Source organism: Pseudaminobacter sp. Soil_N_29, from assembly GCF_057656055.1.
In genome coordinates this window covers 293261-315201 of record NZ_JBDGLC010000003.1, presented here as the reverse complement: position 1 = coordinate 315201, position 21941 = coordinate 293261, and the positions used below count along the sequence as shown (strand labels likewise).

16 protein-coding genes are annotated in these 21941 nt (G+C 66.0%); 14 read left to right on the top strand and 2 right to left on the bottom strand.

Features of this window, described 5'->3' with window-relative positions; translation table 11 throughout:
• The first annotated feature begins 140 nt into the window (after positions 1-140).
• From AC3A4H_RS10115 to AC3A4H_RS10065, 11 genes are all read left to right on the top strand, one after another.
• The gene (locus AC3A4H_RS10115) at positions 141-5615 is read left to right on the top strand and encodes an alpha-2-macroglobulin family protein (protein WP_487766575.1); all 5475 of its coding nucleotides are present in this window, start codon (positions 141-143) and stop codon (positions 5613-5615) included.
• A gap of 220 nt (positions 5616-5835) precedes the next feature.
• On the top strand, positions 5836-7917 hold the full coding sequence (pbpC, locus tag AC3A4H_RS10110) for a penicillin-binding protein 1C (RefSeq protein WP_487766574.1): 2082 nt from the start codon (positions 5836-5838) through the stop codon (positions 7915-7917).
• A 228-nt stretch (positions 7918-8145) separates the two neighbouring features.
• Positions 8146-9174, top strand: coding sequence for a sulfate ABC transporter substrate-binding protein (locus AC3A4H_RS10105; RefSeq protein WP_487766573.1), 1029 nt, complete (start codon positions 8146-8148; stop codon positions 9172-9174).
• Between the two features lie 129 nt (positions 9175-9303).
• Positions 9304-10155, top strand: a complete 852-nt coding sequence (gene cysT, locus AC3A4H_RS10100; RefSeq protein ID WP_487766572.1) for a sulfate ABC transporter permease subunit CysT — start codon at positions 9304-9306, stop codon at positions 10153-10155.
• Positions 10148-11032 (top strand): sulfate ABC transporter permease subunit CysW, encoded by an 885-nt coding sequence (cysW, locus tag AC3A4H_RS10095; RefSeq protein ID WP_487766571.1) that lies wholly within the window; start codon positions 10148-10150, stop codon positions 11030-11032. Before cysT (AC3A4H_RS10100) ends, cysW (AC3A4H_RS10095) begins: the two co-directional genes overlap by 8 nt.
• A gap of 29 nt (positions 11033-11061) precedes the next feature.
• Positions 11062-12102, top strand: coding sequence for a sulfate/molybdate ABC transporter ATP-binding protein (locus tag AC3A4H_RS10090; protein ID WP_487766570.1), 1041 nt, complete (start codon positions 11062-11064; stop codon positions 12100-12102).
• 394 nt (positions 12103-12496) lie between these two features.
• Complete coding sequence (cysP, locus tag AC3A4H_RS10085) at positions 12497-13483, top strand: thiosulfate ABC transporter substrate-binding protein CysP (RefSeq protein ID WP_487766569.1); 987 nt, start codon at positions 12497-12499, stop codon at positions 13481-13483.
• A 297-nt stretch (positions 13484-13780) separates the two neighbouring features.
• The gene (cysT, locus tag AC3A4H_RS10080; protein ID WP_487766568.1) at positions 13781-14602 is read left to right on the top strand and encodes a sulfate ABC transporter permease subunit CysT; all 822 of its coding nucleotides are present in this window, start codon (positions 13781-13783) and stop codon (positions 14600-14602) included.
• 3 nt (positions 14603-14605) lie between these two features.
• Positions 14606-15517, top strand: coding sequence for a sulfate ABC transporter permease subunit CysW (cysW, locus tag AC3A4H_RS10075; RefSeq protein WP_487766567.1), 912 nt, complete (start codon positions 14606-14608; stop codon positions 15515-15517).
• Entirely contained in the window at positions 15514-16533 is a 1020-nt protein-coding gene (locus AC3A4H_RS10070) for a sulfate/molybdate ABC transporter ATP-binding protein (protein ID WP_487766566.1), read from the top strand. Before cysW (AC3A4H_RS10075) ends, AC3A4H_RS10070 begins: the two co-directional genes overlap by 4 nt.
• 185 nt (positions 16534-16718) lie before the next feature.
• Positions 16719-17168, top strand: coding sequence for an RrF2 family transcriptional regulator (locus tag AC3A4H_RS10065; RefSeq protein WP_348777426.1), 450 nt, complete (start codon positions 16719-16721; stop codon positions 17166-17168).
• Positions 17169-17206: 38 nt separating this feature from the next.
• Here the strand turns inward: AC3A4H_RS10065 and AC3A4H_RS10060 are convergent, their stop codons facing one another.
• Both AC3A4H_RS10060 and AC3A4H_RS10055 read right to left on the bottom strand, forming a co-directional pair.
• Complete coding sequence (locus AC3A4H_RS10060) at positions 17207-17359, bottom strand: hypothetical protein (protein ID WP_348777427.1); 153 nt, start codon at positions 17357-17359, stop codon at positions 17207-17209.
• A gap of 153 nt (positions 17360-17512) precedes the next feature.
• A complete protein-coding gene (locus AC3A4H_RS10055; protein WP_348777428.1) occupies positions 17513-17833 on the bottom strand; it encodes a BRA0787 family protein in 321 nt (106 codons plus the stop codon).
• Positions 17834-18166: 333 nt separating this feature from the next.
• On the opposite strand from AC3A4H_RS10055, the gene AC3A4H_RS10050 reads away from it, so the two are divergent.
• Genes AC3A4H_RS10050 through AC3A4H_RS10040 form a run of 3 tightly spaced genes read left to right on the top strand, consistent with a single transcriptional unit; the run spans position 18167 to position 21753 of the window.
• Positions 18167-19399: a thiamine pyrophosphate-dependent enzyme gene (locus AC3A4H_RS10050; protein ID WP_487766565.1), complete on the top strand. Its 1233-nt coding sequence runs from the start codon at positions 18167-18169 to the stop codon at positions 19397-19399.
• Between the two features lie 3 nt (positions 19400-19402).
• Positions 19403-20416, top strand: a complete 1014-nt coding sequence (locus tag AC3A4H_RS10045) for an alpha-ketoacid dehydrogenase subunit beta (protein WP_487766564.1) — start codon at positions 19403-19405, stop codon at positions 20414-20416.
• A gap of 2 nt (positions 20417-20418) precedes the next feature.
• Entirely contained in the window at positions 20419-21753 is a 1335-nt protein-coding gene (locus AC3A4H_RS10040) for a dihydrolipoamide acetyltransferase family protein (RefSeq protein WP_487766563.1), read from the top strand.
• The last annotated feature ends 188 nt before the right edge of the window (positions 21754-21941 follow it).

Genomic DNA, 21941 nt, shown 5'->3' with positions numbered 1-21941 from the left:
TCGCAAGAAACCCGCGCTGCAGCAGGCTGACGTACAAATCACATGTGCGTGGGCTAGCCTGCGGCCGCGTCCGTGTTGACAAGCAAAGCCAGTGCTCTTGATCATGGACGCGGGAAGGCACCAGAGTCCGGAGGAAGCTCATGGCAATTCGCGCTGCTCGTATCTGGTCGGCTTTCGCACTCCTTGCCATGCTTCTCTCATGGTCGCCGGCGCTGGCGGTCGAAGCCCGCGCAATCGCCACGACGCCCGACAGCGACTATTTCGGCTTCGACCTTCGCTCCGTGCAGAATGTCACGCTCGACCAGTGCCAGAGCACCTGCCTGGGCGACAGCGCCTGCCGCGCCTTCACCTACAACCCCAAGGCGAAGTGGTGCTTCCTGAAGTCCGACTTCAGCCACCTCAACCCCTTCCCCGGCGCGGTTGCCGGCAAGGTGGTGCTGCGCGACAGCGCACCCGACATCGGCGCGCCGCCCGCGCTGTCCTTCTTCGCCGCAAACATGGTGGATGAGGCCCGCCGCTTTCACGCCAGCCTGACCAACGGTTCGGTGCCGGTGGGCGAGGAAGGCCTTGCCGCCCTGACGGACGCCGGACGCGAGGCGATGCGCAACGGTGACCCGCGCACCGCCATGCAGAAGTTTACCTCGGCAGTCGCCACCGCACCCGACGACGGCGCGCTGTGGATCGAGCTTGCCCGCGCCATCCTAGGTACGGCGCCGGCAAACGAGGAAGAGGCCGTCAGGCTTCAGCGAGACGGCACCTCGGCCGCATGGAACGGCTACCAGCTTTCGCGTAGCGCAGCAGCGCGCGCCGAGGCTCTTGCCGTAATGGCCGCGGGGCTAGACAAGCGCGAACTCTACCGCCCTGCCCTGCAGGCCTTTGAAGCAAGCCTGGCGCTTGAAAACTCCGCTTCCGTGCGCGCGGAATACGAGGACCTGAAGGCACGCAAGGGCTTTCGCATCGTTGACCATTCGGTTGACAGCGATGCCGCCGCGCCGCGCATCTGCGCCCAGTTCTCCGAGGATCTGGTAAGAACAGGCGTTGACTACACCTCTTTTGTGAAGCTGGACGACGCCACCCCCAAGGCGATCGAGGCCAAGGACAAGCAGATCTGCGTCGAGGGTCTGGAACACGGCCGCCATTACCGCGTGACCTTCCGTGCTGGCCTGCCGGCGGCGGTCGGCGAGGCGCTGGCCGCGCCGGTGACGCTGTCGATCTATGTGAAGGACCGCTCGCCTTCCGTGCGCTTCACCGGCGACAGCTTTGTCCTGCCCGCCACGGCGCGGCGCGGCATTCCGCTGGTCAGCGTCAACACCGCCGTTGCCGATGTGAAGCTCTTCCGCATTGGCGACCGGTCGCTGGCCCAGCTTCTGTCCGGCTACCAATTCCTGCGCCAGCTCGACGGCTACGACATTTCCAGTGTTTCCGACCAGATGGGCGAGCCGATCTGGGAAGGCCAGATCGAGACTGCCGGCAACGAGCTCAACAAGGAAGTCACCACCAGCTTCCCGATCGACGAGGCGCTGCCCAACCGCAGGCCCGGCGTCTACGTGCTCACCGCGCAGCCGCAGAACGACCGCAGCGAGAGCTATGAAGCCCGCGCCACGCAATGGTTCGTCGTCTCAGACATCGGCCTGTCGACCTATACCGGCCAGGACGGGCTGAACGTCTTTGCCCGCTCGCTCGGCACTGCGCAGCCGCTTCCGGGCGTGGAGCTGACGCTGCTTGCCCGCAACAACGAGGTGCTGGGCAAGGCCACGACCGATGCGGCAGGCCGCGCCACCTTCACGCCTGGCCTGACGCGCGGCACCGGCGGCATGGTGCCGGCGGTGCTGATGGCCAGCCAGGGCGACAGCGACTTCGTCTTCCTCGACATGACGCGCGCCGGCTTCGACCTTTCCGACCGCGGCGTCGCCGGCCGCGCCGCGCCCGCCGCACTCGACGTCTATGCCTGGACCGAACGCGGCATCTACCGCGTCGGCGAAGAGGTGCATGTGGCCGCCCTTGCCCGTGACGAGGCGGCCAGGGCGGTGGAGAACCTGCCGCTCACCTTCATCTTCACGCGACCTGATGGCGTGGAAGACCGCCGGATCATCTCCGACGGCGGCAAGGCCGGCGGCCATGCCGTGGACTTGACCCTGCCGGTCAACGCCATGCGCGGTACCTGGAACGTGGCGATCCACACCGACCCCAAGCAGCCCGCGGTGGCCAGGCAGGTGTTCCTGGTCGAGGATTTCGTGCCCGACCGCATCGAGTTCGACCTCACCAGCGACCGCAGCGAGATCGCGCCCGGCGAAGCGGCCAACGTGACCGTCGACGGACGCTTCCTCTATGGCGCGCCCGCCGCCGGCCTGGCGCTCGAAGGCGAGGTCACCGTCTCCACGAAGCGGGATTGGGAGCGTTTCCCCGGCTTCTCCTTCGGGCTCGCCGACGAGCAGGAGGGCGAGGCGACGCGGACTCCGCTGGACCTGCCGCCGACGGGCGAGGACGGCAAGACCACGTTCCCGGTGGCGGTCGACCAGGTGCCCTCGACCACACGCCTTCTCAACGCAGCCGTCACCGTGCGCATGCGCGAAAGCGGCGGCCGCGCGGTGGAGCGCGCGCTCGACATCGCCGTTCGCCCGCAAGGCGACATGCTGGGCATCCGCCCCGAATTCTCCGGCAACGAGGTGCCGCAGGGGTCGACCGCCAGGTTCAGCATCATTGCGACGAGCGCATATGGCGAGCGCAAGGAGATGAAGGGCGCGCGCTGGTCGCTCATCAAGATCGAGCGCAATTACCAATGGTACCGCGCCAACAACTACTGGAACTATGAGCCGGTGACCTTCACCCGCGCCATCGCCAACGGCCAGATCGACCTTGCCGCCGACAGCGAAGCTTACATTACGTTGCCGGTCGAATGGGGCCGCTACCGGCTGGAGGTTGAGACCGCAGATCCGGCCGGCCCTATGACCAGCTATGAATTCGATGCCGGCTGGTTCGTCGAGGCCACCTCGACCGAGACGCCGGACGGGCTGGAGATCGCGCTGGACAGGAACGCCTATGCCGCCGGCGAGACGGCCAAGCTGCAGGTTTCGCCGCGCTTTGCCGGCGAGCTGCTGGTGACGGTGGGTGCCGACCGGCTGCTCAGAACCTTCACCGCGACTGTGCCGGAAGGCGGCGCGACGGTGGACATTCCGGTCGGCGACGACTGGGGCGCCGGCGCCTATGTGACTGCCACGCTCTACCGGCCGGGCAATGCGCAGGAATCGCGCATGCCGGCCCGCGCCATCGGCGTGAAATGGCTTGCGGTCGAACCGGGCGAGAAGCAGCTGGGCGTCACGCTTTCGCCGCCGGAAAAGACCGAGCCGCGCCGCCGGCTTTCCATTCCCGTTGCCGTCAGCGGCACGTCCGCCGCCAGTGAGGCCTATGTGATGGTCGCGGCGGTGGATGTCGGCATTCTCAACCTCACCCGCTACCAGGCGCCTGACCCGGAAAGCTGGTTCTTCGGCCAGCGCCAGCTCGGGCTTGAGCTGCGCGACCTCTACGGCCGGCTGATCGACGGCTCGCTCGGCACCACCGGCAGGCTGCGCACCGGCGGCGACGGCGGCAACATGGCCGTCGAGGGTAGCCCGCCGACCGAAAAGCTGGTCGCCTTCTTCTCCGGTCCGGTGCAACTGGACGGCGAAGGCCGGGCGACGGTCGAATTCGACCTGCCGCAGTTCAACGGCACGGTGCGCGTTATGGCCGTGGCCTGGACCAGGGAGGCCGTGGGCCACGCCGTGGCCGACGTGATCGTGCGCGACCCGGTGGTGATCACCGCCAGCCTGCCGCGCTTCCTGACGCCCGGCGACCAGGCGACGATGCGCCTCGACATCGCCAACACCGACGCGCCGGAGGGCGACTACAACCTGTCGATCGAGCCGAGCGGCAATCTCGCAGTCGACGGCGGCGCAGCTCCCGGCAAGGTGACGCTGACGTCCGGCAAGCGCCAGTCGCTGACCCTGCCGCTTACCGCGCATGAGACCGGCGAAGCGGGCCTCACCATCCGCCTCGCCAATGACAGCGGCGTCAGCGTCGAGCAGACCCTGTCGCTGCCGGTGCGTCCGGCCGAGCTGCCGGTTACCACCCGCACCGTGGTGGACCTGCCGGCCAATGGCGGCAGCCTGCGCGTCGACCGCGAGCTTCTGGCCGCAAGCCTGCTCGACGGTGCCCATGTCAGCATTGGCGTTTCGCGCGCGGCGGCCTTCGACGTGCCATCGCTGCTGATGACGCTCGACCGCTACCCATATGGCTGCGCCGAGCAAACCACCAGCCGGGCGCTTCCCCTGCTCTATCTCAGCGAGATGGCGCAGAGCGCCGGCATGGCCGACGATCCGGAGCTGCGCCAGCGCATCCAGGATGCGATCTACCGCGTGCTCAACAACCAGTCGTCTGCGGGCGGCTTCGGCCTCTGGACCCCGGGCTCGGGCGACCTGTGGCTAGACGCCTATGTCACCGACTTCCTGACCCGCGCGCGAGAGAAGAACTATGACGTGCCGCGCGAGGCCATGATGTCGGCGCTGAACAATTTGCAGAACGCGCTGACCTATACCACCGACCTGCAGAGCCGCGGCAGCGACATCGCATATGCGCTCTATGTACTGGCCCGCAACAAGAAGGCCTCGATCGGCGACCTGCGTTATTATTCCGACACGCAGCTTGAAGCGTTCTCGAGCCCGATGGCGGTGGCGCAGCTGGCCGCGAGCCTTGCGCTCTATGGCGACCAGCAGCGCTCGGAGGCGACCTTCGGCGCCGCGCTGGCGCTGGCCAAGGCCACGCCGCACGACCTCGCCCGCTCCGACTATGGCTCGCGCCTGCGCGACGGCGCCGGGATGCTGGCACTGGCGGCCGAAAGCCGGCCGACGCCGAGGGTGGTGCCGGAGCTGATCGGCCTCGTGACCGCCGAGCGCAGGGCCACGGCGAATCTCAGCACGCAGGACCAGGCGTGGATGCTCTTGGCCGCCCGTGCGCTACGGGCCGACAACGAGGCCATCCAGCTCACCGTCAACGGCACCCCGCATGGCGGTGTCTATTCCGAGCGCATCGACGGGAGCGTGCTGGCCGACAACCCGGTTGTGATCGCCAACACCGGCGGCGAGCCCGTACAGGCGGTGGTGACCGCCGTGGCAGCGCCTTCGCAGCCGCTGCCCGCCGGCGGCAATGGCTTCAACATACAGCGCACATATTACGCGCTCGACGGCTCGGAGGCGAACGTCACCAGCGTTCAGCAGAACCACCGCTTCGTCGTGGTTCTGAAGATCGACGCGCTCAATAACTGGCCATCGCGCGTGCTGGTGACCGACCTGCTGCCGGCCGGCTTCGAGATCGACAATCCGGGTCTGGTGTCCAGCGCCGACCTTTCCAACTTCCCGTGGCTGGAGCGCACGGAGCCCGCGCATCTCGAATTCCGCAACGACCGTTTTGTTGCCGCCTTCGACCGGCAGGCCGGCGATGCCAGCGCAATGACCCTGGCCTATGTGGTGCGCGCGGTGACGCCAGGCCTCTATGCCCATCCGGCCGCAAGTGTGGAGGACATGTACAGGCCGCAATATTCGGCCCGCACCTCGACCGGCATGATGGAGGTGGCGGCGCCGTAAGGCGAGCGAAACCGATGGCTGGAAATACCCCCCTCAGGCCTGCCGGCCATCTCCCCCACAAGGGGGGAGATTGGCAGTTGCGGCGCTGCCGCCCTTCCTGCAACGTTGAGGATTGGCGAAAGCCGTCGCGACATCTGATCTCCCCCCTTGTGGGGGAGATGGCCGGCAGGCCAGAGGGGGGTGGTAGCCGGATACGTTACCAGCGTTGCGGAGCCACGCCATGACCCGGCTGCGCACACTTGCACTTTCCGCCGCGGCCACCATCGGCCTCGCCGCGCTGGCACTGGGCGCTCTCTATGCGCTCGACCGCGCCTACCCGCCGCCGCTGCCCGCGCGACTTGCCGTCTCCACCGAGGTGGTAGACCGCGACGGCGCGCTGCTGCGCGCCTATGCGACGCCGGACGGTTTCTGGCGGCTGGACACCCGTCTCGACCAGGTCGATCCGCAATTCGTGGAAATGCTGATTTCCTATGAGGACAAGCGCTTCTTCGAGCATGGCGGCGTCGACCCGCTGGCGCTCATGCGCGCGGCGAAACAATTCGCGGGCAATGGCCGCATCGTTTCGGGCGGCTCCACGCTTTCCATGCAGCTTGCGCGCCTGATCGAGCCGCGCGAAAGCCGCAGCTTCGGCTCCAAGCTGCGGCAGGTGCTGCGCGCCTTCCAGATCGAGCGGCGGCTGTCCAAGACCGAGATCCTCGAACGCTACCTCACGCTCGCGCCCTATGGCGGCAATCTCGAGGGCGTGCGCGCGGCCAGCCTTGCCTATTTCGGCAAGGAGCCTCGGCGCCTCACCGTTTCGGAAGCGGCCCTTTTGGTTGCATTGCCCCAATTGCCCGAGCGCCGACGCCCCGACCGCAACCGCGACGTAGCGGAAGCCGCACGGGACCGCGTGCTGGCGCGCATGGTGACGGCTGGCGTGCTCAACGAGCCGGAGTCCGCCCGCGCCTCCGGGGAGCCCGTGGCCCGCACCCGGCTGGCCCTGCCGGCGCTCGCCGCCCATGTCGCCGACGCCGCCTTGCGCAAGGCGCCGTCCGAAATCCGGCACAAGCTGACCTTGAGCAAGCGCGTGCAGGAAGGGCTGGAAGCGGTCGCCAGGAATGCAGCCGAGAGACTGGGCCCGCGCATCTCCGTCGCCATGGTGCTGGCCGATGCCAGCAATGGCGAGATTCTCGGCGAGGTCGGCTCGGCCGACTATTTCGACGGCGGCCGCTCCGGCTGGATCGACATGACACGCGCCGTGCGCTCGCCGGGTTCGACCCTGAAACCGTTCATCTACGGGCTGGCGATGGAACAGGGCCTGGTCGCGCAGGAAACGATGATCGAGGACCGCCCTGCCGATTTCTCCGGCTATCGCCCGCGCAATTTCGACATGAGCTATCAGGGCGACGTCAGCGTGCGCCAGGCGCTGCAGCTTTCGCTCAACGTGCCGGCCGTGCGCCTGCTCGACGCGGTCGGCCCGGCGCGGCTGACGGCGCGCTTCCGGCAGGCAGGCGTCACTCCTGTGCTGCCTAAGGGCGAGGCGCCGGGGCTGGCCATCGGGCTCGGCGGCGTCGGCGTGTCGCTGCGCGACCTGGTGCAGCTCTACACAGGCCTCGCCAATGGCGGAAAGGCGCGCACGCTGCGCGACGGCACCGAAGCCGGGCCGATCGAGCACAGCGGTGGCACCATCCTCGACGAACAGGCGACATGGCAGATCGCCGACATATTGTCGGGCGTGCGGCCGCCGGAAGGCGCCTCCCCGCGCGGCATCGCCTACAAGACCGGCACCTCCTACGGCTATCGCGACGCCTGGTCGGTGGGCTTCGACGGGCGCCACGTGCTGGGCGTGTGGGTGGGCCGCGCGGATGCCGGCTCGGTGCCCGGCTTGTCGGGCTACGCTTCTGCCGCGCCCATCCTGTTCGAAGGCTTTGCCAAGTCCGGCCTCGCCGCCGTGCCGCTCGGCCGCGCGCCGGCAGGCGCCTTCCGCACCAGCCGCGCCGACCTGCCGGTCACACAGCAGCGCTTTGCGCCCGCGCCCGACGGCCTCGTGGCGATCACCGCGACCGAGCCGGCGCCGCAGATCGTATTCCCGCCCGACGGCGCTCATGTCGACCTTGCCGCCGCCTCGAACGCCGCCACCCCGCTGGTGCTGAAGCTGCAGGGCGGCCGCGCACCCTTCCGCTGGCTGGCCAACGGCAAGCCGCTGGAAGAGCCTTCCCGTCGCCGTACCGCCACCTGGCAGCCCGATGGCACCGGCTATTCGACGCTGACGGTCATCGACGCCGCCGGCCGCGCGGCCAGCGTGAAGGTATTCGTGGAGTAACAAGCCGCCACGGCGATCTTCGGCTCGGCTCCCCCGAGCAATGCCCCCCGCAGAGGAACCAAAGCACCCCTGCCCCGTTGATGCCGCTCCTCCTCGCCGGGAAAATAATTCCGCCCCGGCCAAGGGCAGAAGCGAGGAAAATTGCCCCGGCGCGCGAAATTTGGCACGAAGCGGCGCATGCAAACTCCACCAAATCGATAGAGTATGGTCATTCAAACGGAGGCAGACATGACCCAATTTCGACCGCGTTTCCTTCTTGCCGGCCTCCTCGCCGGCGCGGTGCAGTTCGGGGTTTTCGGCTTCGCATTCGCCGACACGACGATCCTGAACGTGTCCTACGACCCGACCCGCGAACTCTACAAGGAATACAACGACGCCTTCGCCAGGCACTGGAAGGCCGAAACCGACGAGACGGTGACGATCCGCACCTCGCATGGCGGCTCCGGCAAGCAGGCTCGCGCAGTGATCGACGGGCTCGACGCCGATGTGGTGACGCTGGCGCTGGAAGGCGACATCGATGCCATCGCCGAGAAGACGGGCAAGATCGCGCCCGACTGGCGCGGCAAGCTGCCCAACAATTCCTCGCCCTACACCTCGACCATCATCTTCCTGGTGCGCAAGGGCAATCCCAAGGACATCAAGGATTGGGGCGACCTGGTCAAGGACGATCTTCAGGTCATCACGCCCAACCCCAAGACCTCCGGCGGTGCGCGCTGGAACTATCTGGCCGCCTGGGCCTGGGCGCACAACCAGTTCGGCGGCGACGAGGCCAGAATCAAGGACTACATCGCCAGCCTCTACAAGCATGTGCCGGTGCTCGACACAGGCGCGCGCGGCTCGACCGTCACATTCGCCGAGCGCGGCCTGGGCGACGTGCTGCTGGCCTGGGAAAACGAGGCCTATCTGGCGCTCGGCGAGTTCGGCGCCGACCAGTTCGACATCGTCATCCCGCCCTCTTCCATTCTTGCCGAACCGCCGGTGGCGGTGGTCGACGGCAATGTCGACGCCAAGGGCACCCGCAAGGTGGCCGAAGCCTATCTCGGCTATCTCTACTCGGAAGAAGGCCAGCGTATCGCCGCCAGGCACCACTACCGGCCGTCCAAGCCGGAACTGGTCCCGGCCGAGGACCTGCAGAAGCTGCCAGAGCTCAAGCTCGTCAGCATCGACGATCCGATCTTCGGCGGCTGGAAGAAGGTGCAGCCCGAGCACTTCGGGGATGGCGGCATCTTCGACCAGCTCTACAAGCCGGGCCAATAGCAGCCCTTATCGATCCACCCCGCCGGGAAAAGCCTGACGCGACCTTGGACAGAGCCGCGTCATCCAGCCCTGCAGGGCATGCTATGATGGCGCCGATGGCGACCGGCGACGACAAAAAACGGGGAACACATGAACACAGCAACCGCCCAGGCAGGGTGGCGATTTAAACTGCCGAGCGTGATCCCGGGTTTCGGACTGACGCTCGGCTTCTCGCTTGCCTACCTGACCCTCATCATCCTCATTCCGCTTTCGGGGCTGGTCTGGCGCTCGGCTTCGCTGGGCTGGGCCGATTTCTGGGCCATCGCCACCGACCGGCGCACTGTCAGCGCGCTACGGGTCAGCTTCGGCACGGCGCTGATCGCGGCCGCCGTCAATGTGGTCTTCGGCACGCTGGTGGCCTGGGTGCTGGTGCGCTACCGCTTTCCCGGCCGGAGCGTCATCGACGCAATGGTCGACCTGCCCTTCGCCCTGCCGACGGCGGTAGCCGGCATCGCGCTGACCTCGCTTTATGCGCCCAAGGGCTGGGTCGGCAGCCTGCTCGCCCCGCTCGGCATCAAGGTGGCCTATACGCCGCTGGGCATCGTGATCGCGCTGATCTTCATCGGCCTGCCCTTCGTGGTGCGCACGGTACAGCCGATCATCGAGGAGATCGACCGGGAGGTCGAGGAAGCCGCCGCAACGCTGGGCGCCAACCGTTTCCAGACCATCACGCGGGTTCTGCTGCCCGGCCTGGCGCCGGCCATCGTCACCGGCTTCGCGCTCGCCTTCGCACGCGGCGTTGGCGAATACGGCTCGGTGATCTTCATTGCCGGCAACTTGCCCTATGTATCGGAAATCGCACCGCTTCTGATCGTCATCCGGCTGGAGGAATACCACTACGCCGCCGCGACCGCGATCGCCACGATCATGCTGGCGATCTCCTTCCTGATGCTGCTGGTCATCAACCTGATCCAGTCCTGGAGCCGCAAGCGCTATGGTTGATCTCTCCTTCACCGCCGCGGCCGACACCCGTGATACGCGCGCCTCGGCCATTAGCGAAAGCCGCGCCACGCGCTGGGTGCTGATGGCGCTGGCCCTCGCCTTCGTCGCCGTCTTCCTGCTGCTCCCGCTGGTCCTGGTCTTCGCCGAGGCGTTCAAGCGCGGCTGGGGCCCCTACTTCGAAACGCTTGTCGATCCCGATACGATCTCCGCCATTCGCCTGACGCTTCTGGTCGCGGCGATTGCGGTGCCGCTCAACCTCGTCTTCGGCGTGGCGGCAGCCTGGGCGATCGCCAAGTTCGAGTTCAAGGGCAAGGCTTTCCTGATCACTCTGATCGACCTGCCCTTCTCGGTCTCGCCGGTGATTTCCGGCCTGGTCTATGTGCTGCTTTTCGGCGCAAGCAGCCTGCTCGGCCCTTGGCTGAAGAGCCACGGCATCGAGGTCCTATTCGCGGTGCCCGGCATCGTGCTGGCAACCATGTTCGTGACCTTCCCCTTCGTGGCGCGCGAGTTGATCCCGCTGATGCAGGAACAGGGCAGCGGCGACGAGGAGGCAGCGCTGTCGCTCGGCGCCAACGGCTGGCAGGCCTTCTGGTACGTCACCCTGCCCAACATCAAATGGGGCCTGCTCTATGGCGTGCTTCTTTGCAACGCCCGCGCCATGGGCGAGTTCGGCGCGGTTTCGGTGGTGTCTGGCCACATTCGCGGGCTGACCAACACCATGCCGCTGCATGTCGAAATTCTTTACAACGAATACAACGCCGTCGGCGCCTTCGCGGTGGCCTCGCTGCTGGCGGGGCTGGCACTGGTGACGCTGGTGCTGAAGACCATTCTGGAAATCCGCTACGGCCACGCCATCGCCGCCAGCCGCGGGCATTGACGAACGCATTTGGGGACAAGGGTAATTTCATGGAAGTTCGCGTTGCCAATGTACGCAAGGAGTTCGACCGCTTCCCGGCACTCCACGACGTTTCGCTGGACATCAAATCGGGCGAGCTGATCGCGCTTCTGGGGCCGTCCGGCTCGGGCAAGACGACGCTCTTGCGCCTCATCGCCGGGCTGGAAAAGCCGACGCGCGGAAAGATCTACTTCGGCGACGAGGATGCCTCGCAGCGCACCATCCAGGAGCGCAATGTCGGCTTCGTCTTCCAGCACTACGCGCTGTTCCGGCACATGACGGTGGCCGACAATATCGGCTTCGGCCTGAAGGTGCGTCCCGGCGCCACGCGGCCACCCAAGGCCGAGATCAGCCGCCGCGCCTCCGAACTGCTCGACCTTGTGCAGCTTTCAGGATTGGAGAAGCGCTATCCGGCCCAGCTCTCCGGCGGCCAGCGCCAGCGGGTGGCGCTGGCGCGCGCCATGGCAATCGAGCCCAAGGTTTTGCTGCTGGACGAACCCTTCGGCGCGCTCGACGCGCAGGTGCGGCGCGAGTTGCGCCGCTGGTTGCGCGAGATCCACGATGCCACCGGCCACACAACCGTCTTCGTGACCCACGACCAGGAAGAAGCGCTGGAGCTGGCCGACCGCGTGGTGGTGATGAGCCAGGGACGCATCGAGCAGGTGGGCACCGCCGACGAGGTCTACGACACGCCCAACTCGCCTTTCGTCTACGGTTTCGTTGGCGATTCCAGCTCGCTGCCGGTCAAGATCGAGGACGGGCAGCTCTGGGTCGCCGACCGGCCCATCGGCCTTTCCGCGCCGGACGCGCCCGATGGCAAGGCCACGCTCTATTTCCGTCCGCACGACGTCGAGCTGCTCGACGGCTGCAGCGGCTGCATCGCCGGCACGGTGGCGGCCAGTCGTCGCGTGGCCGGCACACGGCGTGTGGAGCTGGAGATTGGCGGCGCGCGACAGCTGGTGGAGATCGAGCTGCCCATCGAGCACCCGGCGGCGCAGAAGACCCGCGTCGCCTTCCGCCCGCGCCGGTGGAAGGTGTTTCCGGCGGCGTGAGGGTTTCGGGCTTTTGAGCTCTGGGCCGGCTTTGGCCTCGTCAAGGGCGAGGCATGGATCCCCGGAACCTTCGCACTTCGCTACGCTCGTGCTCCGGCCCGAGGACGACGGAACGGGTGCGCCTGCCAGGAACGCGATTCCGGCCAGCGCCGGGAATGGGACGGAAACCGGTTCTTCGGAAAAGATTTTTGGGTGAGCCGCAAAAACACTGCCTTCCGCACCATCACTTCCATCTCCTGGAAATAATTTTCCAATCGCGACAGATCACGGGACCCAGCCTTTCCCATTTGCGCACGCAACGGGGGCGGCCATTCCTCGCGCGCTGCGCCACCTCTGGCTAGTTTGGCCTTCGATACCGGACACCAAGCCGTCCATTGATTCTGGAGTTGATTGAATGAGACGTTTCCTGCTCGTCGGCGCGGCCATTGCCGGCCTGCTCGCCGCCCCCGCCTCGGCGCTCGCCGCCGACAAGCTGCTCAACGCCTCCTACGACGTGGCGCGCGAACTGTTCGTGGACGTCAACAAGGCCTTTATCGCCCAGCATCCGGGCGTCACCATCGACCAATCGCATGCCGGCACCTCCAAGCAGGCCCGCGCCATCGTGGAAGGGCTTGAGGCCGACGTGGTGACCTTCAACCAGGTCACCGACATCGACTTCCTGGTCAAGAACGGCTTTGTCTCGGAAGACTGGAAGAGCGACTTCGCCAACCAGGCATCGCCCTTCTATTCACTGCCCTCCTTCCTGGTACGCGCCGGCAACCCGAAGAACATCAAGGACTGGGGCGATCTCGTCCGCGACGATGTGAAGGTCGTCTTCCCGAACCCTAAAACCTCGGGCAACGCCCGCTACACCTATCTGGCCGCCACGGCCTATGCCCGCGAGGCCTTCAACGGCGACGAGGAGAAGGTGAAGGAATTCATCTCCAAGCTGTTCAACAACGTGCCGGTGTTCGACACCGGCGGCCGCGCCGCCACCACCACCTTCGTGGAACGCAACATCGGCGACGTGCTGATCACCTTCGAGTCCGAGACCACCGGCATCCGCAAGGAATTCGGCGAGGACAAGTTCGAGCAGGTCGCCCCCTCCGTCAGCCTGCTGGCCGAGTTCCCGGTCGCCATTGTCGACAAGGTGGCGGACAAGCAGGGCTCGCGCGACCTCGCCAAGTCCTACCTGGATTTCCTCTACACGCCGGAAGGCCAGAAGATCCTGGCCGAGCACGGCAACCGCGTGCGCGACGAAAACGTCGTGGCCGAGTTCAAGGACAAGTTCCCCGAGGTTCGCCTCGTGACGGTCGAGGACGTGTTCGGCGGCTGGGACAAGGTGCAGGCCGAGCACTTCGCCTCCGGCGCGCTGCTGGACCAGATCTACGGCGAACGTTGACGCCGGCACAATCTTGGCACCGATGCCCGGCGTCTCTCCGCCGGGCTCATTTTTTGTGAAAAGCATACGGATAGCGATCTTGGCGTTCTACGTTGCCCCCCTCTGTCCTGCCGGACATCTCCCCCACAAGGGGGGAGATCAGCCGGCCGCAACCGCGCCGCTTTCTCTGCAACGTAGGAGATTGGCGAAAGCAGCGATGACAGCCAATCTCCCCCCTTGTGGGGGAGATGTCCGGCAGGACAGAGGGGGGTGTCATGGAGTGCCCGACGCTTCCTTCCTTTCCCGAGGGGCGGCAGCGTGAAACGACGTGTCCTGCCGGGCCTGCATCTGACGCTCGGGCTCACGCTGCTCTATGTCTCGATCATCGTCGTGCTGCCGCTCGGCGCGCTGGTCTACAAGGCGGCAAGCCTCGGCTTCACCGATTACTGGCGCATCGTTTCGTCCGGCCGCGCGGTGGCGAGCTATCGGGTGACGGTGCTGTGTGCGCTCGCCGCGACGGCCTTCAACGTGGTGTTCGGTTTCGCGCTTGCCTGGGTTCTGGTGCGCTATCGCTTTCCGGGGCGCCGCTTCATCGATGCGCTGGTGGACTTGCCCTTCGCTCTGCCCACGGCCGTGGCCGGCATTGCGCTGACGGCGCTGTTTGCGCCCAGTGGCTGGTTTGGCGCCTATCTCGGCAAGCTCGGCATTCAGGTGGCCTACACGCCGCTCGGCATCATGATCGCCATGGCGTTCACCAGCCTGCCCTTCATCGTGCGCACGGTGCAGCCGGTGCTTGAAGACCTCGACCCGGCGCTGGAGGAAGCCGCACAGTCGCTCGGCGGCTCGGACAGCGCGATCTTCCGCAAGGTGATCCTGCCGCTGCTGACGCCCGCGCTGCTGGCCGGCATCTCGCTCGCCTTCGCCCGCAGCCTGGGCGAATTCGGCGCCATCATCTTCATCGCCGGCAATCAGCCGTTCCAGACCGAGATCACGGCGCTGCTGACCTTCATCCGGCTCGAGGAATACGACTACCAGGCCGCAGCCGCGATCGCCTCGGTGCTCTTGATTACCGCCTTCGCGATGCTGGCAGTGACCAACCTCTTGCAGGCGCGCGCGCTGCGCTACACGCAAAGGGCCTGAGACATGAGCGCAAGCACAGCAAAGAAACCGCCGCGCGTCGGCGACAATCGCGTCTTCCGCCGCGCCCTGATCGCGACCGTGCTGGTGGTGACCGCGTTCTTCGTCGTCGCACCGCTGGTCGTCATTGGCGTTGAGGCTTTCTCCAAGGGTTGGGCGGTCTATGCCGCCGCCATCACCGATGCTGACACCCGCCACGCCATCTATCTGACGGTGGTGACGGCGCTGATCGCGGTGCCGGTCAACACCGTCTTCGGCGTCGCCGCCGCCTGGGCAATCACCAAGTTCGATTTCCGGGGCCGCCGCTTCCTGCTGATCGTCATCGAGATCCCCTTCTCGATCTCTCCCATAGTCGCGGGCGTGGCCTACCTCTTCGTCTACGGCCTGCAAGGCCTGTTCGGCCCCGCGCTGCAGGCGGCCGACATAAAGATCCTGTTTGCGCTGCCCGGCATCGTGCTGGCCTCGATGTTCGTGACCGCGCCCTTCGTGGCGCGCGAACTGATCCCGCTGATGCAGGCTCAGGGCCGCGACTTGGAGGAAGCCGCCACCTCGCTCGGCGCTTCCGGTTGGCGTACCTTCTCCTCGGTCACGCTGCCCAACATCCGCTGGGCCCTGCTTTACGGCGTGGTGCTGTGCAATGCCCGCGTGATGGGCGAGTTCGGCGCCGTCTCGGTGGTTTCGGGCAACATTCGCGGCCAGACCAACACCATGCCGCTACACATCGAGCTGCTCTACCACGACTACCAGACCGCCGGCGCCTTTGCCGTCGCCTCCATCCTCGCCGTACTGGCGGTGGTGACGCTGATCGCGAAGGTACTGCTGGAGCGCCGAGGTGCCGGCCGCCGCGGCCGCCCCGCGCTTGCCGCGCCGAAAGCCGCTGCGGTCATCCCCCAACTCGCCTCGGAGAAAACGACGTGAAAATCCGCCTCGACAATGTCGTGAAGAGCTTCGACACGTTCCGCGCCGTGCATGGCGTGTCGCTGGAGATCGAAAGCGGAGAGCTGGTGGCGCTGCTGGGCCCCTCGGGCTCGGGCAAGACGACCATACTGCGCATGGTCGCGGGGCTGGAATATGCCGACAGCGGCAAGATCCATTTCGGTGACATCGACGCAACCGACATTCCCGTGCGCGACCGCGGCGTCGGCTTCGTCTTCCAGCACTATGCGCTGTTCCCGCACATGACGGTCGCCGAAAACGTCGCCTTCGGCATGAAGGTGTCGAAGGTCAAGCGCAGCAAGCAGGAGATTGCCGTGCGCGTGGCCGAACTGCTGCGGCTGGTAAAGCTCGACGGGTTGGGCGAACGTTTCCCCTCGCAGATCTCCGGCGGCCAGCGGCAGCGCGTGGCGCTTGCCCGCGCGCTTGCCGTGGACCCGAAAGTGCTGCTGCTCGATGAACCCTTCGGCGCTCTAGATGCCAATGTGCGCCGCGACCTGCGCCGCTGGCTGCGCGAGATCCATGACGAGCTTGGCATCACCACGCTGTTCGTTACCCACGACCAGGAAGAGGCGCTCGACCTCGCCGACCGCGTCGTGATCCTCAAGGACGGCAACATCGTACAGCAGGGCACGCCGGAAGAAGTGTGCCGCGAGCCGAACTCGCCCTTCGTCATGAGCTTCCTCGGAGACACCAACCGCCTGCCGGCCAGCGTGGTGAACGGCGAGGCGAGGATCGGCGCGGCCACCCTGCCCGCCCCCGGCGTGGCCGACGGCCGGGCGGAAGTGTTCCTGCGCCCCGGCGATCTCGACTGGACTGCAGATAACCGCGGCGTGGCGGCGAAGATCCTGCGCGTCATCGACCACCCCGGCGGCCGGCGGCTGCTGGTGGCGCCCGATCACGGCGGGGTGTTGGAGCTCGACGTTGCGCCGGAAACGCGGGCGCGCGCCGGTGATGAGGGCTTCGTGGCGGTGCGGCGCGGGCGCGTTTTCGCCGCCTGACGCGCATTTGCCCACCGTGCGTAGAAAACCGCCGAAAAGACACCGAACGTCAACGAGTTTGCGCTTGTCTATGCCGACAGGCGCTCTTATGGCAGGCATGCGTGCCATCCAGGGGCGTGCTGTCATTATTTGCACACAAACGCTCGCCACAGGCATTGGCGTATTTTCTGTGAGTTCTCGCGGATATGCTGACTAAAAAAGGCAAATACGGCCTCAAGGCCCTGGTGCATCTCTCGGGGCTGCCGGTCGGTCAATTCGCCTTCGTCAACGATATCGCCGTCTCCAACAACATCCCGAAGAAATTCCTCGACGCCATTCTGGGCGAGTTGCGCAATGCGGGCTTCGTGCAGAGCCGCAAGGGCAAGGATGGCGGCTACCGCCTCGCGCGCCCAGCCTCCGAGATCAGGATCGGCCATGTGGTGCGCGTGCTCGATGGTCCGCTGGCGCCCATTTCCTGTGCCAGCCGCACGCAGTACCAGCGCTGCGAGGATTGCGACGAGGCCACCTGCCAGGTTCGCCACATGATGCTTGAGGTGCGCCAGGCCATTGCCGAGGTTCTGGACAATCGCAGCCTCGCGGCCATGCGCGACGCCGACAATGACGACGTGCTGCGCACCATAAAGTACAGGGTCTGAAAGCCAGCGGCGCCTGACGGGCGCCTCCCTTGTATCGGTCAGCCGATGAGGCCGAACACCAGCGCCGCTGCAAAACCGACGGCAAGCGCGAAAATCAGGATCTCCAGCCCGAAGCGGAAACCGCGGCGGCGAATGGCCAGCGACGTGCGGGCGCGGTGCCATTTTGCCGTGGACTGCAAGCTGCGAGCCATCGAGACCTCCATGATCCCGAATAGTCTATGAGTTTTGTAGATTTTGTCGATTGCGATTTTCCGTGGCGAATCGAGATTTTTTTTCCAAGAATTCTTTCTGCTAGAAACCTGGTTTCAAAAATTCCGCAAATCTGAAAACTCGGAAAAATCAGCTCAGCCCTTGAGTCGCTCCACGCACAAGGCCCGCAACAGCAACGCGGCATGTGCATAGGTGACCTGCTCTTCGCCCAGTTCCCGCGCCGCCTTGCCGACAATATCATGCAGCGCATCCAGTGTGCGGACGGGGATGAGGTCGGTGCAGGAACGCATCCGGCCGAAGACGGCGCTTATGGCCACGCTCCTGCCTTCTACTTCGACGCAAGGCTCCGGCGCATCGAGCCGCCACTCCTCATAGGCTTCCAGCGCATCGTGAAACGCCTGGTGAAGCATGATCGGTGCATGGCCCTGGTAAAGCGGCGGCAGCAAGGCAGGCATGTCGGACTCCTCTCCCCTCTCCGGCTCATAGCTTAGATGCATTTGTTCAGATGAGCCACTGGCAGTAACGGATAGGAAAAAGTTTCTCATGTGAGTAAAAAATGCAATGGGCCAGCAAGACATGAAACGCTGTTCGAAATTCTCGCACCGACACGAAAGAAGCAGACGCGCCTAGAGCGACTCATAAAGTTTCGGCTTGGGTGAAACAGCACCCCGGCGCATTGGTCCAGAGCGCCCTGCGGCTGGCCGCAGGGGTTGATTGCCACCCGGTGCGGTGGAAAGAATGGCGGTGTCGAGTGTCTTGGCCAACCGGAACCGGGAGGAATTGGCCGCATGACCGAACATGGACCGCTCAGCCTTCACGTTCCAGAGCCTGAGGTTCGCCCCGGCGGCACGCCGGACTTCTCCAACGTCCCCATCCCCAAGGCCGGCTCCGTGCCGCGCCCCGCGATCGACGTCGATCCAAGGGAAATCCGCGACCTTGCCTACTCCATCATCCGCGTGCTGAACCGCGAGGGCGAGGCCGTCGGCTCCTGGGCCGGCACGCTGACCGACGAGGAGCTCTTGCAGGGGCTTCGCGACATGATGACCCTCCGAACCTTCGACGCGCGCATGCTGATGGCGCAGCGGCAGGGCAAGACCTCGTTCTACATGCAGCACATGGGCGAGGAAGCGGTGAGCTGCGCCTTCCGAAAGGCGCTTGCCCCCGGCGACATGAACTTTCCGACCTATCGGCAAGCCGGCCTGCTGATCGCGGGCGGCTATCCGATGGTCGACATGATGAACCAGATTTTTTCCAACGAGCGCGACCCGCTGAAGGGCCGCCAGCTGCCGGTCATGTATTCGTCGAAGGAGCACGGCTTCTTCTCGATCTCCGGCAACCTGACCACGCAATATATCCAGGCGGTGGGCTGGGCGATGGCCTCGGCCATCAAAAACGACACGAAGATCGCCGTCGGCTGGGTGGGCGATGGCGCGACCGCCGAGAGCGACTTCCACGCAGCACTTGTGTTCGCCTCCACCTACAAGGCGCCGGTCATCCTCAACATCGTCAACAACCAGTGGGCGATATCCACCTTCCAGGGCATCGCCCGGGGCGGCTCCGGCACTTTTGCGGCGCGCGGGCTGGGCTTCGGCATTCCGGCACTGCGCGTCGACGGCAACGACTATCTGGCCGTGCACGCGGTGGCCAAATGGGCAGCCGAGCGGGCGCGCAGCAATCTCGGGCCGACGCTGGTGGAATATGTCACCTATCGCGTCGGCGCGCATTCGACCTCTGATGATCCCTCCGCCTATCGGCCAAAGGAGGAGTCATCGGCCTGGCCGCTAGGCGATCCGGTGCTGCGCCTGAAGAACCACCTGATCCTCAAGGGCGTCTGGTCGGAAGAGCGCCACAAGCAGGCGGAGGCCGAAATCCTCGACGCCGTCATCGCCGCGCAGAAGGAAGCCGAGAGCCACGGCACGCTGCATGCGGGCGGCAAGCCCTCCACGCGCGACATGTTCGAAGGCGTCTATGCCGAGATGCCGCCGCATCTGCGGCGCCAGCGGCAGGAAGCGGGGGTGTAGACCATGGCCAGGATGACCATGATCGAGGCGATCCGCAGCGCCATGGACGTGTCGATGGCGCGCGACGACACCGTCGTCGTGTTCGGCGAGGATGTCGGCTATTTCGGCGGCGTGTTTCGCTGCACGCAAGGGTTGCAGCAGAAATACGGCAAGACCCGCTGCTTCGATGCGCCGATCAGCGAATCGGGCATCGTGGGCGCTGCGATCGGCATGGCGGCCTACGGTCTTCGCCCCTGCGTGGAGGTGCAGTTCGCCGACTATGTCTACCCCGCCTACGACCAGATCGTCTCGGAAGCTGCGCGTCTGCGCTATCGCTCCAATGGCGAATTCACCTGCCCCATCGTGGTGCGCATGCCCACCGGAGGCGGAATTTTCGGTGGCCAGACACACAGCCAGAGCCCGGAAGCGCTGTTCACCCACGTTTCCGGCCTGAAGGTGGTGGTGCCGTCAAACCCTTATGACGCCAAGGGGCTGTTGATCGCCGCGATCGAAGACCCCGACCCGGTGATCTTCCTGGAGCCCAAGCGGCTCTACAACGGCCCCTTCGACGGCCACCACGAACGGCCGGTAACGCCGTGGTCGAAGCACCCGCTGGGCGAAGTGCCGGACGGCCATTTCGTCGTGCCGCTCGGCAAGGCTTCGGTGCGCCGCGAAGGCTCGGAACTGACCATCCTGGCGTATGGCACCATGGTCTATGTGGCCGAAGCCGCGGCCGAGGAAACCGGCGTCGACGCAGAGATTATCGACCTGCGCACGCTGCTGCCACTCGACCTCGAAACCATCGTCGCCTCTGTGAACAAGACCGGGCGCTGCGTGATCGTGCACGAGGCGACGCTGACTTCCGGCTTCGGCGCGGAACTGGCCGCACTGGTGCAGCAGCACTGCTTCTACCATCTCGAAGCGCCCATCGCCCGCGTGACCGGCTGGGACACACCCTACCCGCACGCACAGGAGTGGGACTATTTTCCCGGCCCCGCCCGCCTCGGGCAGGCGATGCGCGAAACCATGGAGGCGTGAGCATGGCCGAGCACGTCATAAAGCTTCCGGACGTCGGCGAAGGCGTGGCCGAGGCCGAGTTGGTGGAATGGCACGTCAAGGTGGGCGACCTGGTGCGCGAGGACACGATGCTGGCCGCCGTGATGACCGACAAGGCGACCGTGGAGATACCTTCACCCGTGCATGGGGAGATCACCTGGCTGGGCGGCGAGATCGGCGACGTGATCGCGGTGGGCTCGCCGCTGATCCGGTTGAAGGTGGAGGGCGAAGCCGAAGCACAACCGGCGGGACGCACCCCCACCCCTGGCCCCTCCCCACAAGGGGGAGGGGAACCGATTGCAGCCCCGGTTGAAATTGCCCCGGTTAAAACCACTCAAGTTAAAGAGCCCCCCCAGGTGACAGGCGCGATGCCATCCCCCTCCCCCTTGTGGGGAGGGGTTAGGGGTAGGGCTAAGCCGGCCGGCGCGCCCCGTGCCGAGGGCGAAAAGCCGATCGCCGCGCCCGCCGTTCGCCTGCGCGCGCAGGAAGCCGGCATCGACCTGCGCCAGGTGCCGGGCACAGGCCCGGCCGGGCGCATCACCCATGAGGACATCGACGCATTCCTCGCGCGTGGCCCACAGATCGCCCCCACCCCGGCGCCCGGCCTCATCCGGAACACGACGGTGGAAGACATCAAGGTGGTGGGCCTGCGCCGCCGCATCGCCGAGAAGATGGCGGTGGCGAAGTCGCGCATCCCGCACATCACCTATGTCGAGGAGATCGACGTCACCGCGCTGGAAGATCTGCGGGCGGCGCTCAACAATCAAAAGCGGGCCGACCAGCCGAAGCTGACGCTGTTGCCCTTCCTGATGCGGGCCATGGTGAAAGCCATTGCCGACCAGCCCAATGTCAACGCCATCTTCGACGACGAGGCGGGCGTGGTGCATCAATATGGCGGCGTGCATGTCGGCATCGCCACCCAGACCCCGGGCGGCCTGATGGTGCCCGTGGTGCACCATGCCGAGGCGCGCGACATCTGGGATTGCGCGGCCGAGCTGAGTCGCCTGGCCGACGCCGCCAAGGCAGGCACGGCCACACGCGAGGAGCTTTCGGGCTCGACCATCACCATCACCTCGCTCGGCGCGATGGGCGGCGTCGTCACCACGCCAGTCATCAACCACCCGGAAGTGGCGATCGTCGGCGTCAACAAGATCATGGTGCGGCCGGTGTGGGACGGCAGCCAGTTTATCCCGCGCAAGATGATGAATCTCTCGTCGAGCTTCGACCACCGCGTGGTCGACGGCTGGGATGCCGCCGTCTTCATCCAGCGCATAAAAACGCTGCTGGAGACGCCGGCCCTGATTTTCGTCGAGGGGTGAGGATGGCTCGCGAATATACCGATGCGTTGAAACCTGAGACGCCTAGTTCCTTCGCGCCCCCCTCTGCCCTGCCGGGCATCTCCCCCACAAGGGGGGAGATCAGCCGGCCGCAGCCTTACCGCTTCTTTGGCAACGTTGGAGATTGGCGAAATCCGATGCGACATCCAATCTCCCCCCTCGTGGGGGAG